The organism is Caballeronia concitans (assembly GCF_001544615.1).
Classification (GTDB): Bacteria; Pseudomonadota; Gammaproteobacteria; order Burkholderiales; family Burkholderiaceae; genus Caballeronia; species Caballeronia concitans.
The window spans coordinates 351,244-365,030 of the sequence record NZ_FCNV02000001.1 but is presented as its reverse complement, the minus strand read 5'-3'; the positions used below and the strand labels follow the sequence as shown (position 1 = coordinate 365,030).

Genomic DNA, 13,787 nt, shown 5'->3' with positions numbered 1-13,787 from the left:
AAGGACAACCGATGATCGAACCCACTCCTATCGACGCCCTCCCCGAATCCGCGCGCCGCGTCGCGCTGCTGCTGAAGGAACGCGGCCATCCGCATCCGGTCGTGATGCTGCCGGAGACCGGCAAGACATCGGCGGAAGCGGCGGCCGGTCTCGACTGCGCCATCGCGCAGATCGCGAAGTCCATTCTCTTTCGACGCCGCGACGACGACGCGCCCGTGCTCGTGATCGCGAGCGGCGCGAATCGCGTCGACGAAGCGAAGGTCGCGGCGCGGGTCGGCGCGCTGGCCCGCGCGGACGCGAAGTTCGTGCGCGAGAAGACCGGCTACGCGATTGGCGGCGTTTGTCCGATCGGTCACGCGGTCGCGCCCGTCACGCTGATCGACGAAGACCTGCTCGCGCTCGACAGCCTGTGGGCCGCGGCGGGGCATCCGCATGCGGTGTTCAACCTGTCGCCGCGCGAGCTGGTCGAGTTGACGGGCGCGCCGGTGGTCGATGTCGCGTTGCGCGAAACGGCGTCGTGATGAACGGCGTGGCGTCGCCGTGCGTCGATGTCTGCCGCATGAACGCGGAAACCGGCTTCTGCGACGGCTGTTTCCGCACCATCGACGAAATCGCCGCGTGGTCCGCATATGACGACGACGCGAAACGCGCCGTGCTTGCGCGCGTCGAAAGCCGTCGGCTGGGCGCGCGCATCGTGACCGTCGGCGAATCGTTCGAAGCGACACTTTCGCTGCCGCCCGATTCCATTCGCCATTTCGCGACGCTCGTGGACGACCGCAATCCGCTGCATCACGACGACGCCTACGCGCGCGCGAGCCGTTTCGGCGCGCTGATCGCTTCGGGCACGCAGCCGACCGCGCATCTGATGGCGTTGATCGCCACGCATTTCTCGCAGTACGCGCAGCCGCTCGGGCTGGAGTTCAACATCAAGCTCACGCGCGCCGTGAAGGCGAACGATGTCATCACGATGCGCTGGCAGGTCATCGACGCGAAATGGAAAGCGAGCCTGCGCGGCGATCTCGTGAAACTCGAAGGCGGCGCGCGCAACCAGTTCGGCGAAACGGTGATGAAGGCGACGGCGACGATCGTCGTGATGCCGAAGGACGCCGCACCATGAACGCGCTGCCCGAATCGATGACCGTGTTCGAGCGCGGCTGGCTCTCGTCGAACAACGTGCTGTTCATGAGCGAAGAAGGCGCGGCGCTCGTCGATACGGGTTACGTCGCGCACGCGCCGCAAACGCTCGCGCTCGTGCGACAAAAGCTCGGCGCGCGCGGGCTCGATCTGATCGTGAACACGCATCTGCATTCGGATCATTGCGGCGGCAACGCGTTGCTTCAGGCCACGTACGCGTGCAAAACGCTGATTCCGTCCGGCGAGGCGCAAGCCGTTCGCGACTGGAACGAAGACGCGCTGACCTTCGACGCCACCGGCCAGCGCTGCGAGCGCTTCGGTTTCAGCGGCACGATTCAAAACGGCGCGGCGCTCGCGCTCGGCGGCTTGTCATGGTCCGTGCTCGGCGCGCCGGGCCACGATCCGCATTCGCTCATGCTCTATTGCGCCGACGCGCGCATTCTCATCAGCGCCGACGCCTTGTGGGAAAACGGCTTCGGCGTGATCTTTCCGGAACTGGAAGGCGAAAGCGGCTTCGCGGAAGAACGCGCGGTGCTGGATCTGATCGCGCGGCTCGATATCGACATCGTGATTCCCGGCCACGGCGCGCCGTTTTCGGATGTCGCGCGGGCGCTGGATGTCGCGTCGTCGCGGCTCGATTACTTGCAGGCCGATCCCGCGCGCAACGCGAAGAATGCGCTGAAGGTGTTGATCGTGTTCAAGCTGATGGACGTGCGCGCCATGAGCTTCGACGCGCTTCTCGAAATGACGACGAATGCCCGCGCCATGCGCGCCGCCGCCGATGCGCTCGCCGCGCCGAACGAGCGCCGCGCGTTGCTGGAAAAACTGGTCGGGGAACTGGCGAAGAGCGGCGCGGTGACGGTGAACGGCGGCGTGATAGCGGCCGCGTGAAGCGCCAAAAAGAAAGCCGCTTGTCAGCTACGGCAAGCGGCGAACATAGACGTGATCAACGTCGAGATTCATCCTAACCCGACGCTATCGTGCGTGCATCGGTGCTTTCCCTACAGAAATTTAACGGCTAGCTAAATAGCCGATGACCGCGCGTCGTCTTTACCGATTCCGCTTTCAGGACGCATCCGCCCTGAAAAACGCGAGCATCTCGTCGACGAGCATGTCAGGCTGTTCCTCGGGAATGTAATGCCCGCACGGCAGCGCGCGGCCGCTCACGTCGCGGGCAACGCGCCGCCATTCGCCGAGCGCGTCGAAGCATCGCTCGATCACGCCTTCCTCGCCCCACAGCACGCGCAACGGACACGCGATCCGCAGGCCGCGTTCGAGGTCGGCGCGATCGTGTTCGAGATCGATGCTCGCCGACGCGCGATAGTCCTCGCACATCGCGAAGACCGCGCCCGGCTGCGCCAGCGCATCGCGGTAAGCCTGCAACGCGTGCGGCGCGAACGGCGCGAGACCCGCGTGACGGTTGCCCATCACGCGGTCGATATACGCGTCCGGATTGCCGCCGATCAGCAGTTCCGGCAGCGGCGACGGCTGAATCAGGAAGAACCAGTGGAAGTACGCGGTCGCGAATGCGCGGTCCGTCGCTTCGTACATGGCGAGCGTCGGCGCGATGTCGAGCAGCATCAGGCGATCGACGGCATCGGGAAAATCCATCGCCAGCCGATGCGCGACGCGCGCCCCGCGATCATGCGCGCAGACGAGAAATCGCTCGAAGCCGAAGTGACGCATCACCGCGACCTGATCGGCGGCCATCGCGCGCTTCGAATACGGCGTGTGATGCTCGTCGCTCTCAGGCTTCGACGATGCGCCGTAGCCGCGCAGATCCGTGGCGATCACGGTGAAGTGGCGCGCGAGCACGTCGGCGCATCTGTGCCAGATTTCGTGTGTCTGCGGATGGCCGTGCAGGAGCAGAAGCGGCGGACCGTCGCCGCCCTTGACCCCGGCAATGCCGACGCCCGACTCCGTGGTTTCAATGCGAAACGGCGCGTAGTCTCCAAAAGACATGATGTGTTCTTGTTGTGGCGTTCGGCTCATTGTAGGCGCGGCGTTCGCATCGCAACGGCTTCGGCGACGGTGATCGCCCGAAACCGAGGACTTCCTCGGGATTTGCCGGGTTCGAAGCGCCATGCGCCATGCCTATAATCGAACGATCGTTCTGATTCGATGCGCGGGTGCATCCTTGCATTGCATCGAATAAGAGCGCCGCGGAAAACAATCAGGAGACTCGCGCATGGCCCTTCCTGCCGTCCTGCAAAACCTCGCGTTGCCGGTGATCGGCTCGCCGATGTTCATCGTCAGCTATCCCGAACTCGTGCTCGCGCAGTGCAAGGCGGGCATCGTCGGATCATTTCCCGCGCTGAACGCGCGCCCGGCCGAATTGCTCGATGAATGGCTCACGCAGATTCAGGCATCGCTCGTCGAGCACAAGGCGGCGAATCCGGACGCCGTGGTCGGGCCGATCGCGGTGAATCAGATCGTGCATCAGTCGAACGCGCGGCTCGAACATGACGTGCGCGTGTGCGTCGAGCACAAGGTGCCGATCTTCATCACGAGTCTGCGCGCGCCGGTCAGGGAAATGATCGACGCGGTGCATTCGTATGGCGGGATCGTGCTGCACGACGTCATCAATCTGCGACACGCGCAGAAGGCGCTCGATGCGGGCGTCGACGGCCTGATTCTCGTCGCGGCCGGCGCGGGCGGGCACGCGGGCACGACGTCGCCGTTCGCGCTCGTCGGCGAAGTGCGACGCATTTTCGACGGGCCCATCGTGCTGTCCGGTTCCATCGCCAACGGCGGCTCGATTCTCGCCGCGCAAGCGATGGGCGCGGATCTCGCGTATATGGGCACGCGCTTCATCGCGACCCGCGAGGCGCACGCGCTCGAAAGCTACAAGCAGGCGATCGTCGATGCGAACGCGTCGGACATCGTCTACACGAACCTCTTCACGGGCGTGCACGGCAATTACATTCGCCAGAGCATCGTGAACGCGGGGCTGGACCCGGACGCGCTGCCCGAATCCGACAAGACCGCGATGAACTTCAGCGACGGGTCGAGCAAGGCGAAGGCGTGGAAGGACATCTGGGGCGCGGGCCAGGGCGTCGGCCTGATGAGCGACGTGCCGAGCGTGGCGGAGCTCGTCGCGCGGCTGAAACAGGAATACGACGACACGAAGAAGCGGCTCGGGATCCGCTGAATGCTTTTGTGATCGACGAGAAAAAACACCGCGTACTCGACGCGGTGTTTTCGTTCGAACCGGCCCTGCGCGCTTAGAACTTCGCGCGGATGCCGACGCCGAACGTATCGCCCGTCGACAGGCTCGTGTACTTGTCGTTCAGGTAAGCCGCGTAGACGTCGGTGCGCTTCGAAAGCGGATAGTCGTAGCCGACCGCCCAGCTCTTGTGCGTCTGGTCCAGACCGCCGTTGCTGCGCGAGTACGCGTACGAGGCCATCACCGTGCCCGGGCCGACCGGCACCGTCACGCCGCCCTGCCCCGTGTTGACGTGGAACGAGCCGTTGTCGATGTCGTTCTTCGTGTACATGTACTGCGCGAAGAACTTCACGTACTTCATGTCGAACGATGCGCCCAGTTGCCCGACGCTCTGGCTCTTGAAGCCCGGCGTGACGAACGCGTTCGACGTCGGCAGGTCGCCCGGCGTCGCGTTGAAGTTGACGTACTGGTAGACGCCGGTCGCCGCGAACGGGCCGTGGAAGTACAGGAACTGCGCGCTGTACTTCTTCGAGCGGCCATCGCCCGCGTTGTTGCCGAATGCGTACATCGCGCTGCCCGACAGGCCGTTGAAGTCCGGCGTCGTGTACTGGACCGCGTTGTTCCAGCCGGAATCGCCCGTCACGCCCTGGTCGGTCGTGTAGGTCGGGAACGTGCCCTGGCCCAGGAACACGTGGTAGACCATCGGCGAGAAGACGTACGAATCGACGAACGGGTTGAACAGAATCGTCGAGACGAAGAGTTGGGTGGTCAGGCGGCCGGCGGTGAACGTACCGATCGGGCCTTGAATGCCGACATACGAGTTACGGGCGAAGAACGTGTCGCCCTGGAAGCGGCCGTACTGGCCGTTTTGCGCGCGGAAGAAGCTCTCGAGCGTGAAGATCGCCTTGTAGCCGCCGCCCAGATCTTCCGAGCCCTTCATGCCCCAGTACGACGTCGACATGCCGCCGCCGCTCACGTTCCACGCGCGTTCGCCGCCCGGAAACTTGGTTGCGCCGACCCATTCGTCGACCTGGCCGTACAGCGAAACGCTCGACTGCGCGTGCGCGGCGCCTGCCGCGAAAAAGCCGATCATCGCTGCGACGGCGGTCGCTTTGACCGTTGCTTTCACCGATTTCTGCGTCGCACGGTTGACGGTTGGCTTCATGAACTCTCCTGTCTTTGTCAAAAATTAAAAGCGTGGCGGGCGAGGGACATTGCTTCGCCTCGTCTGACCGGCGTAATGGGCTTCTGGGCGAGGGCGTTGCGCTTGTGAGGCGGCACCATCTTTACGGACCATTTATCCGGTCAAAAATGTTTCTGGTTATCGCGGGTATAGCGGTTCCGGTACTCCGGGGCATGGGCGCCGATGACGCCGCCGGTCGCTTTCCTGTTCACGCGCCGCAGCGACGTGACGGACCGCACCGGAGCATTCGAGCCGGCGGGCCGCTGGACGCGATGAAAGGAGTTTGGAAACTGCTGGATACACGCAATCAGCCGAAGGCCGCATTGTCCTTGCGCGCAAAAAAGAGGGGAATGTCTAAGGGGAAATGTGATGCGTCACTGTGGCGAGATTACGTCACCGTGACACGCGCGCTGGACGCGCCAATTATTTTTGGATAACTGCTTTTCAGCGGCTATGGCCGATGTTCGCTTACGCGGCCACCGACGCGCTCAGTTGCGGAAGTTCGAATTGGCGGGCGCGCGACCGTCATCCGACGGGCGGCCTTGCGGACGCGGCAGACTGCGCTCCTGGTTGTAGCGCGTGATGTCGGCACGGATCGATCCCGCGCCACGGAAAGGCGCGGCCTGCTCGGCCTGCGGACCGGGGCGCACTTCGGCACTGATGGGCGTGAGCCCGTCCTTCGCGGCGACCGGCGTGTAGTGCAGCGACTGGCGATTGTCCGGCGAATCCGCGTACACCGCGGGCGACAGCCATTCCACTCGCGGACCCGCGAGCGCGAGCGATCCCGCCGCCGCCAGCGCAGCGAGCGCGGTACAAGCGAGAAGCCGAGTGGTTTTGCGAATGCCAGTGAGCGCCATGTCGAAACTGCCTGCATCCAACACGAGTCTTTCCCCGCGCAACCGACGCCGAACAGCCGGGACCGATAACGCGTGACACCGGCCGTTGTTGGAGCCGGGCGGGCGCAGCATCGGACGATGCGCGGTCCGCCGACCGGAGTATCCACAATTTATTTCGCCGCGCATGAACCGTCGAGCCAAAAAGTGTTAGGCCACGCTCATGGTTGTAACACCATGTTACGTCAGAGTTTTTTTATTTCGCGGTCCTGAATTGGCAGCAAATCATAAGAAGAAAAACAGTGCTTCTTCAACGGCCCCACGAGGACCAAAAGTTGCTGCTGATCGCGCTGATTTCCGTCGTCCGTGCAGTTCATGCGGAAATGGAATCAATCGATCGAAGAAATGAATTTGCCAATTCAATCGAACGCGAGCGAAAATCATGGTTTTCCCTGATGCAGCGGCGGGTCGCACCGACGCGCCGCCCGGCAACCGCCCGAGTGCGAGATCCTTCTGATGGCACGGCCAAAATTTCTTCCTGACAACTTCACGCTGGCGCTCGTCGGCACCGTCATCATCGCGAGCTTGCTGCCCTGCCGGGGCGGCGCGGCTGTGGCGTTCAACTGGATCACCAATGTCGCCATCGGGCTGCTGTTCTTTCTGCATGGCGCCAAGCTCTCCCGCGAGGCGATTCTCGCCGGCGCGACGCACTGGCGGCTTCACCTGCTCGTGCTCATCAGCACCTTCGTTATGTTTCCCGTGCTCGGCCTGGCGCTCAGGCCGGTGCTGAGTCCGCTCGTCACGCCCGCTTTGTATACCGGCATTCTCTTCCTGTGCACGCTGCCCTCGACGGTTCAGTCGTCGATTGCCTTCACCTCGATGGCCAAGGGCAATGTGCCGGCGGCCGTGTGCAGCGCGTCGGCTTCCAGCCTGCTCGGCATTTTCATCACGCCCGCGCTCGTCAGCCTGATGGTGAGCGACCACGCCGGCGCCGGCGGTTCGCCGTGGCATACCGTCGGCAATATCGTGCTGCAACTGCTGGTGCCGTTCGTCGCGGGCCAGTTGCTGCGTCCGGCCATCGGCAAATGGGTGGACCGCCACAAGGCCGTGCTCAAGTTCGTCGACCAGGGATCGATCCTGCTCGTCGTCTACGTGGCATTCAGCGAAGCCGTCAACGAAGGCATCTGGCATTCGATCCCGCTGTCCGCGCTCGGCGGCCTGGTTGCGGTGAATATCGTGCTGCTTGCGGTGGCGCTGCTGATCACCGCGTTCGCGGCGAAACGGCTCGGCTTCAGCCGCGCCGACCAGATCACGATCATCTTTTGCGGCTCGAAGAAGAGCCTCGCCTCGGGCATTCCGATGGCGAAGGTCATCTTCGCGGCGCACTCGGTAGGCGCGGTGGTCCTCCCGCTCATGTTGTTCCACCAAATCCAGTTGATGGTCTGCGCGGTGCTCGCCCAGCGCTGGGGCTCGCGCAAGACCATGGCCGAGCCGGTACGTGGCAGCAAGGGCGTCGGCGCTCCTGCGCGCCGCTGAAACCGGCAGCATCGTTCTTTCCTCCGCTTCATCCGAAGGCCGCCTCGTGCGGCCTTTTTGTCATTTGAACGCATCGGCAATGAGCCGTCGATTCGGCCGAATGGCATAGGCCAATTTCCATGCTCGTTCGCAGCATCGTGCCGACTTCGCGTGACTTCCGTCCGACGCTTTTTCCTATGCCGTTCGGACGAATGGCGCTCGGGAATGGCCCTTGCCACACTTCGGTTCATGACACGAGCCAACGCGACTCCTACAAAAACTCTTCTTCCGAGAATGCTCCGCATCATGCCGATTGCCTCGTTCACTCAACCTCGCGCGACATCATTTGCGCAGCGCGTTTTTGCTTGCGATCGCCGTGATCGTGACGTTCCCGGCGATGACTCCTTTCATCGCTTCGTGCGCCCCACGCGCCCCAACGAAGCCGGGAGCACGACATGGCAATCATGAGGACTCGCGGCACCAGGCGTCATGACGAACGCGTCGAAACGGGTGCGCACGATCGCGCGATGTCCGGCAGCGGCACGCCGGAAGCCACCTGGCAAGGCTGGGCGGGTCTCGGCGCGCTACCCGAAGTCGGACCGGCGGAACTGGTGCCGTTCGGTGGACGCGCCGTCGTCATCGCACCGCATCCGGGCTACGAAGTGCTCGGCACGGGCGGGCTGCTCGCGCGCCTGTCCGAATGGAGCCGCAACGTGCTGATCGTCGCGGTGACGGACGGCGCCGCCAGCCATCCGCACTCGACCGAATGGTCGCCGGAACGCCTGGCTGCCGCGCGGCCGCTCGAAACGCGCGAGGCCTTGCAGCGGCTCAATCTGCGGCAGGTTCAGGTGGTGCGCCTCGGTCTTCCGGATGGCGCGGCGGAGCGCATCGAGCCGGGCTTGCTGGGCGGCCTTTCCAAATGCCTGCAGCCCGATGACATCGTCTTCGCTCCGTGGCGCTACGACGGACATCCGGATCACGAAGCGGTCGGGCGCGCGGCGTGTCTCGCGGCGGATGCGCTCGGGCTGCCGTTCGTCGAAGTACCGGTGTGCACGTGGCACTGGGCGTCGCCGGACGATTCGCGCGTGCCGTGGAGCCGCGCCCGCCGCATCCTGCTCGACGAGGCGACGCACGCCCGGAAGCTGCGCGCGGTGCAGGCCTTCAGGAGTCAGCTCGAACCGGACAAGGCGACGGGTCAAGCGCCCGTGCTTGCAGAGCATGTGCTGGCGCGCCTGACGCGAAGCTACGAAGTCGTGTTGATATGAAGCGCGGCGTTCCCCGCTTGCGGTCGAGCCGGAAAAATGACGTTGTTTCTCGTGTTTTACTAAACATCAAACGAACGTTAAAAGCTGTCAAAACACAAACACTTACTGGTTTTCTCTAGTCCGTTGTCAGCGCGATTCCGCGTTCTTTTACTATACAATCCCGCGAATCAAGCGAACCCCACGCGCGCGATAAACAGCGCGCTCCGGCTTCAGGACAGAGAACACCCAGATGGCCACTACCATCCGCGATGTCGCCCGCGCGGCAAGCGTCTCGATCGGGACGGTTTCGCGCGCGCTCAAAAACCAGCCCGGCTTGTCGGAAGCCACGCGCGAGCGCGTCGTCGAAGTGGCGCAGCGGCTCGGCTATGACTCCGCGCAACTGCGCACCCGCATTCGCCGCGTCACGTTCCTGCTGCACCGTCAGCACAACAACTTCGCGGTCAGCCCGTTCTTTTCGCAGGTGCTGCACGGTTTCGAAGAGGCGTGCCGCGAACGCCGGCTCGTGCCGTCCGTGCTCACCGCCGGTCCGACGCAGGACCTCGCGCAGCAGATGCGGCTGCACGCGCCCGACGCCATCGCGGTCGCAGGCTTCGTCGAGCCGGAACTGCTCGCGCATCTGCAGTCGCTTGCACGGCCCATCGTGCTGATCGACCTTCGCGCGCCCGGCTTTCGCTCCGTCAACATCGACAACGTGAAAGGCGCGTCGCTTGCCATGCGGCATCTGTTCGCCACAGGGCGGCGGCGCATCGCGTTCATCGGCGGATCGCTCGCGCATCACAGCATCGCGCAGCGCGCGCTCGGGTATCGCAAGGCGTATTTCGACGCCGGCCTGCTCTTCGATCCCACGCTCGAAATCACCGCGCAAGCCGGCCTGCCCGCCGACCTCGCCGCCGCCGACGCGATGGAACGCCTGATCGCCGAGGCGCGCGTGCAATCGAATCCGCTGCCCGACGCTGTTTTCGCCTATAACGATGCAGCGGCCCTCGCCGCCATGCGCGTCTGTCTCGCGCACGGTTTGCGCGTGCCGGAGGACATCGCGTTCGTCGGTTTCGACGACATCCCCGCCGCCGCGCACAGCACGCCGCCGCTTTCGACCGTGACCGTGGACAAGGAAGCGCTCGGGCGGCGAGGCGTCGAGCTGCTGCTCGAAGATCACCCGAACCCGCCTGCCCAGGCCGATTCGCTGATGAGCGTCGATTTCATCGCTCGCGCGAGCTCGGGCACGAAAGAGGACATCCGCACGCCATGAACCTGACCGCCCCACCCGCCGCCGTCGCCAGCGCCGCAAGCGAGCAGGCCATCGACTTCCGCAGCCGCGAGTTCCTGCTCTCGCATGTGCGCGACACGCTCGCGTTCTACGCGCCGACCGCCCGCGATCCCTCCGGCGGCTTCTTCCATTTCTTCAAGGACGACGGCGCCGTCTACGACCGCACCACGCGCCATCTCGTCAGCAGCACGCGCTTCGTTTTCAACTACGCGATGGCGTATCGCCATTTCGGCGACGCGCGTCATCAGGACGACGCGCGCCACGCCTTCACATTCCTGCGCGACGCCCATTGGGACGCCCAACACGAAGGCTACGACTGGGAGATCGAGTGGCGCGACGGCCAGAAGCGCACGCTCGACGGCACGCGCCATTGCTACGGCCTCGCGTTCGTGCTGCTCGCGTGCGCGCATGCGGCAATGGCGGGCATCGACGAAGCGCGGCCGATGATCGACGAAACCTTCGCGCTGATGGAGCGCCGCTTCTGGGACGCGAACGCCGGTCTTTACGCCGACGAAGCCACGCCCGACTGGCAGCTTTCGGACTATCGCGGGCAGAACGCGAACATGCACGCGACCGAAGCGCTGCTCGCCGCCTACGAAGCGACCGGCCACGTGCTGTATCTGGATCGCGCGGAAAAAATCGCGGGCAACATCACGCTGCGTCAGGCGCGGCTGTCGAACGGGCTCGTGTGGGAGCACTTCCATCGCGACTGGTCCGTGGACTGGCATTACAACGAATCGGACAGTTCGAACATCTTTCGTCCGTGGGGCTTTCAGCCGGGACATCAGACAGAATGGGCGAAGCTGCTGCTGATTCTCGAACGGCATCGCGCGTTGCCGTGGCTTGCCTCCCGCGCCATAGAACTGTTCGACGCCGGTTTCTGCCGTGCGTGGGACAACCGTCACGGCGGCCTCTACTACGGCTTCGGACCCGACGACAGCATCTGCGATCACGACAAGTACTTCTGGGTTCAGGCCGAGAGCTTCGCCGCCGCCGCGCTGCTCGGCGCGCGCACGAGCAGCGAACGCTTCTGGGACTGCTACGACGAACTCTGGCGCTATAGCTGGGCGCATTTCGTCGACCACGAGCATGGCGCGTGGTATCGCATTCTCACGTGCGACAACCGCAAGTACAGCGACGAAAAAAGTCCCGCAGGCAAGACCGACTACCACACGATGGGCGCGTGCTACGAAGTGCTGAACGCGCTCGGCTCCTCGCACAACGCACGGTGAACACGATGGCGACCGATCAAACCACTTTCCCGCAATTCGTTTCCGCCGGCGACATCCTCACGGACATGATCCGCACCGGCGAGTCGAGCTGGCTGTCGCGTCCGGGCGGCGCGGGCTGGAACGTCGCGCGCGCGGTCGCCCGGCTCGGCGTGCCGACCGCGTGCGCCGGATCGCTCGGCATCGACAATTTCTCCGACGATCTCTGGGAAGCGAGCGCCGCCGCCGGTCTCGACATGCGCTTCATGCAGCGCGTGGAACGGCCGCCGCTGCTCGCCATCGTGCACAAGACGCAGCCGCCGACCTATTACTTCATGGGCGAGAACGGCGCGGACCTCGCGTTCGATCCGGCGAAGCTGCCTCAAGGCTGGATGGAGCGCGTGAAGTGGGCGCATTTCGGCTGCATCAGTCTCGTGCGCCAGCCGCTCGGGCGCACGCTCGCGGCGCTTGCCGCGCAATTGCGCGAGCACGGCGTGAAGATCAGCTTCGATCCGAATTACCGCAACCTGATGGAGCACGGCTATGAGCCGATCCTGCGCGAGATGGCCGGCTTGGCGGACCTCATCAAGGTCTCCGACGAAGACCTGCACATGCTGTTTCGCGGCATTCCCGAACAGGAGGCGCTCGCGCGCATCCGTGCGATGAATCCGCAAGCCACCGTGCTCGTCACGCGCGGCTCGTCCGAGGCCACGCTCTTCGCGGGTGATCAAAGCTACAGCGCGCGACCGCCGTCGGTGGAAGTGGCGGATACGGTCGGCGCGGGCGATGCGTCCATCGGCGGTCTGCTTTACAGCCTCATGTCGCGCCACGGCGAGTGGCCCGATCATCTGAAATTCGCGCTGGCGGCAGGCGCGGCGGCGTGCCGGCACTCGGGCGCGCATTCGCCGACGCTCGCGGAAGTCGAGGAACTGTTAGCCGGATAAAGCCGCCGCGCAGCCGTCATACGCTTCGCATATCTGCGTGCTAGCATGAATTTTGTGTTTACGTTCCTGGCTCGAGGCGAATCGATCATGGAAGACACGACGTACACGAAAGGCATCTATACGGCGACGATCGGCGTGCGCGCCACCGATGACGGCAAGTTCCAGGGCCTCGTCTCGCTTGCCCGCGACGACGGCGAAGCGACCGACGCGACGCTCTACGAAGTCGAGGCGTCGTCGGAGAACGAGCACGAAGCGCTGAACGAAGCGCGGGCGCTCGCGCATCGCATTCTCGGGGAAATCGAGCTGTAAGCGGCAGGACGGAAGAACGGAAGAACGCAGGCCGAACGCATCGGAGGGCATCATGGCGGAACAGGTCTTCCTTTACGGCGTCTATTCGATCCACGTGAGACCCATCGAGCTTCAGGGCGCGCGCTGGGACGCCGAGTACGAGATTCGCCATCTGGACCACGCCGTGAAGGCATGGACGACCGTCGGCGGCGACGATGGCCTGACGAGCGCGGCCGAAGCCGTCGATCTTGCGCGCGGGCGGGCGGTCGCGGACATCGAAGCCGGCGCGGGCATTCCGAAGCCGCGCGCGTTCCCTTAATCCGCAGCCGGCTTTGCGTGCGCCTTGAGGCCGAGCCGTTCGGCTTCCCGATGATCGATCGCCGCGGCGCGTTCGTAGCCGTCGCGCGCCACCGCCCGTTCGACGTAATCGAAGAGCACGCCTTGCGGCTCGATCAGCCGCGCGAGAAAGCCGATCTGCAGCGTGCTCGCCAGAAGCAGATCCGCCGCCGTGAACTGCTCGCCGAGCAGCCACTGACCTTCTTCGAGCGCACTTTCGATCGCGTGCTCGACGCGCCCGAGATCGCCCCAACCGAAGCTCACCGTGTTGCCCTCTGCGCCGGTCATGCGCTCGGCCATCGCGGGTTCCAGGCATGAGCCGGTGAAGAACATCCATTGCAGGAAACGTCCGCGCGCCGGATCGGCGAGCGGCACGCCGAGCCGCGCTTGCGGATAGCGGTCCGCGAGATACAGCAGCACCGCGCCGGATTCGGCCACGCGCACGAGGCCGTCTTCGAGCGCGGGGAGCTTCGACATCGGATTGACGCGGGAGAACGCGCTGTCGTTCTGCGCGCCCGCGCGAATGTTCACGAGCGCGAGTTCATAGGGCAAGCGCATTTCCTCGAGCATCCACAGCGCGCGAAAGGCGCGCGTCTTCGGCCAGTAGAAGAGCTTCATCGACATCCTCTTTTCCTCGTCGTTCCGGTC

General features: G+C 64.6%; 16 protein-coding genes. 12 read left to right on the top strand and 4 right to left on the bottom strand.

From position 1 onward, the window contains the following. Positions 1 to 11: 11 nt before the first annotated feature. The 3 genes from AWB72_RS01700 to AWB72_RS01690 are packed head-to-tail and all read left to right on the top strand — an operon-like array spanning position 12 to position 2,025. Positions 12 to 521, top strand: a complete 510-nt coding sequence (locus AWB72_RS01700; RefSeq protein WP_040053169.1) for a YbaK/EbsC family protein — start codon at positions 12 to 14, stop codon at positions 519 to 521. 38 nt (positions 522 to 559) lie between these two features. Continuing rightward, complete coding sequence (locus AWB72_RS01695) at positions 560 to 1,117, top strand: DUF1289 domain-containing protein (RefSeq protein WP_244285526.1); 558 nt, start codon at positions 560 to 562, stop codon at positions 1,115 to 1,117. Next, positions 1,114 to 2,025 (top strand): MBL fold metallo-hydrolase, encoded by a 912-nt coding sequence (locus AWB72_RS01690; protein ID WP_040053170.1) that lies wholly within the window; start codon positions 1,114 to 1,116, stop codon positions 2,023 to 2,025. The genes AWB72_RS01695 and AWB72_RS01690 overlap by 4 nt, the downstream gene beginning before the upstream one ends. 174 nt (positions 2,026 to 2,199) lie before the next feature. Here AWB72_RS01690 and AWB72_RS01685 read toward each other — a convergent pair whose 3' ends face one another. Beyond that, positions 2,200 to 3,096 (bottom strand): alpha/beta fold hydrolase, encoded by an 897-nt coding sequence (locus AWB72_RS01685; protein ID WP_040053171.1) that lies wholly within the window; start codon positions 3,094 to 3,096, stop codon positions 2,200 to 2,202. 226 nt (positions 3,097 to 3,322) lie between these two features. On the opposite strand from AWB72_RS01685, the gene AWB72_RS01680 reads away from it, so the two are divergent. After that, complete coding sequence (locus tag AWB72_RS01680; RefSeq protein WP_040053172.1) at positions 3,323 to 4,285, top strand: NAD(P)H-dependent flavin oxidoreductase; 963 nt, start codon at positions 3,323 to 3,325, stop codon at positions 4,283 to 4,285. A gap of 73 nt (positions 4,286 to 4,358) precedes the next feature. On the opposite strand, the gene AWB72_RS01675 is transcribed toward AWB72_RS01680, so the two are convergent. After that, positions 4,359 to 5,465, bottom strand: coding sequence for a porin (locus tag AWB72_RS01675; protein WP_040053173.1), 1,107 nt, complete (start codon positions 5,463 to 5,465; stop codon positions 4,359 to 4,361). A 506-nt stretch (positions 5,466 to 5,971) separates the two neighbouring features. Then, a complete protein-coding gene (locus tag AWB72_RS01670; protein WP_244285504.1) occupies positions 5,972 to 6,364 on the bottom strand; it encodes a hypothetical protein in 393 nt (130 codons plus the stop codon). Between the two features lie 287 nt (positions 6,365 to 6,651). On the opposite strand from AWB72_RS01670, the gene AWB72_RS28400 reads away from it, so the two are divergent. The 8 genes from AWB72_RS28400 to AWB72_RS01635 all read left to right on the top strand — a co-directional run bounded on the left by AWB72_RS28400 (position 6,652) and on the right by AWB72_RS01635 (position 13,122). Further along, a complete protein-coding gene (locus tag AWB72_RS28400) occupies positions 6,652 to 6,858 on the top strand; it encodes a hypothetical protein (RefSeq protein WP_143754568.1) in 207 nt (68 codons plus the stop codon). Next, positions 6,833 to 7,852, top strand: coding sequence for a bile acid:sodium symporter family protein (locus AWB72_RS01665; RefSeq protein ID WP_040053175.1), 1,020 nt, complete (start codon positions 6,833 to 6,835; stop codon positions 7,850 to 7,852). Before AWB72_RS28400 ends, AWB72_RS01665 begins: the two co-directional genes overlap by 26 nt. A 434-nt stretch (positions 7,853 to 8,286) precedes the next feature. Next, entirely contained in the window at positions 8,287 to 9,096 is an 810-nt protein-coding gene (locus tag AWB72_RS01660; protein WP_040053176.1) for a PIG-L deacetylase family protein, read from the top strand. A gap of 229 nt (positions 9,097 to 9,325) precedes the next feature. After that, the gene (locus AWB72_RS01655; protein ID WP_040053177.1) at positions 9,326 to 10,345 is read left to right on the top strand and encodes a LacI family DNA-binding transcriptional regulator; all 1,020 of its coding nucleotides are present in this window, start codon (positions 9,326 to 9,328) and stop codon (positions 10,343 to 10,345) included. After that, positions 10,342 to 11,595 carry an AGE family epimerase/isomerase gene (locus AWB72_RS01650; RefSeq protein ID WP_040053178.1) on the top strand — a complete coding sequence of 418 codons (1,254 nt, stop codon included), beginning with the start codon at positions 10,342 to 10,344 and terminating at the stop codon, positions 11,593 to 11,595. The genes AWB72_RS01655 and AWB72_RS01650 overlap by 4 nt, the downstream gene beginning before the upstream one ends. Positions 11,596 to 11,600: 5 nt before the next feature. After that, positions 11,601 to 12,515 (top strand): carbohydrate kinase family protein, encoded by a 915-nt coding sequence (locus AWB72_RS01645; protein ID WP_040053281.1) that lies wholly within the window; start codon positions 11,601 to 11,603, stop codon positions 12,513 to 12,515. A gap of 87 nt (positions 12,516 to 12,602) precedes the next feature. Next, positions 12,603 to 12,824, top strand: coding sequence for a hypothetical protein (locus AWB72_RS01640; RefSeq protein ID WP_040053179.1), 222 nt, complete (start codon positions 12,603 to 12,605; stop codon positions 12,822 to 12,824). A 52-nt stretch (positions 12,825 to 12,876) separates the two neighbouring features. Next, the gene (locus tag AWB72_RS01635) at positions 12,877 to 13,122 is read left to right on the top strand and encodes a hypothetical protein (RefSeq protein WP_040053180.1); all 246 of its coding nucleotides are present in this window, start codon (positions 12,877 to 12,879) and stop codon (positions 13,120 to 13,122) included. Here the strand turns inward: AWB72_RS01635 and AWB72_RS01630 are convergent. After that, positions 13,119 to 13,757 carry a glutathione S-transferase family protein gene (locus AWB72_RS01630; RefSeq protein WP_040053282.1) on the bottom strand — a complete coding sequence of 213 codons (639 nt, stop codon included), beginning with the start codon at positions 13,755 to 13,757 and terminating at the stop codon, positions 13,119 to 13,121. The genes AWB72_RS01635 and AWB72_RS01630 overlap by 4 nt on opposite strands. Positions 13,758 to 13,787 lie beyond the last annotated feature (30 nt).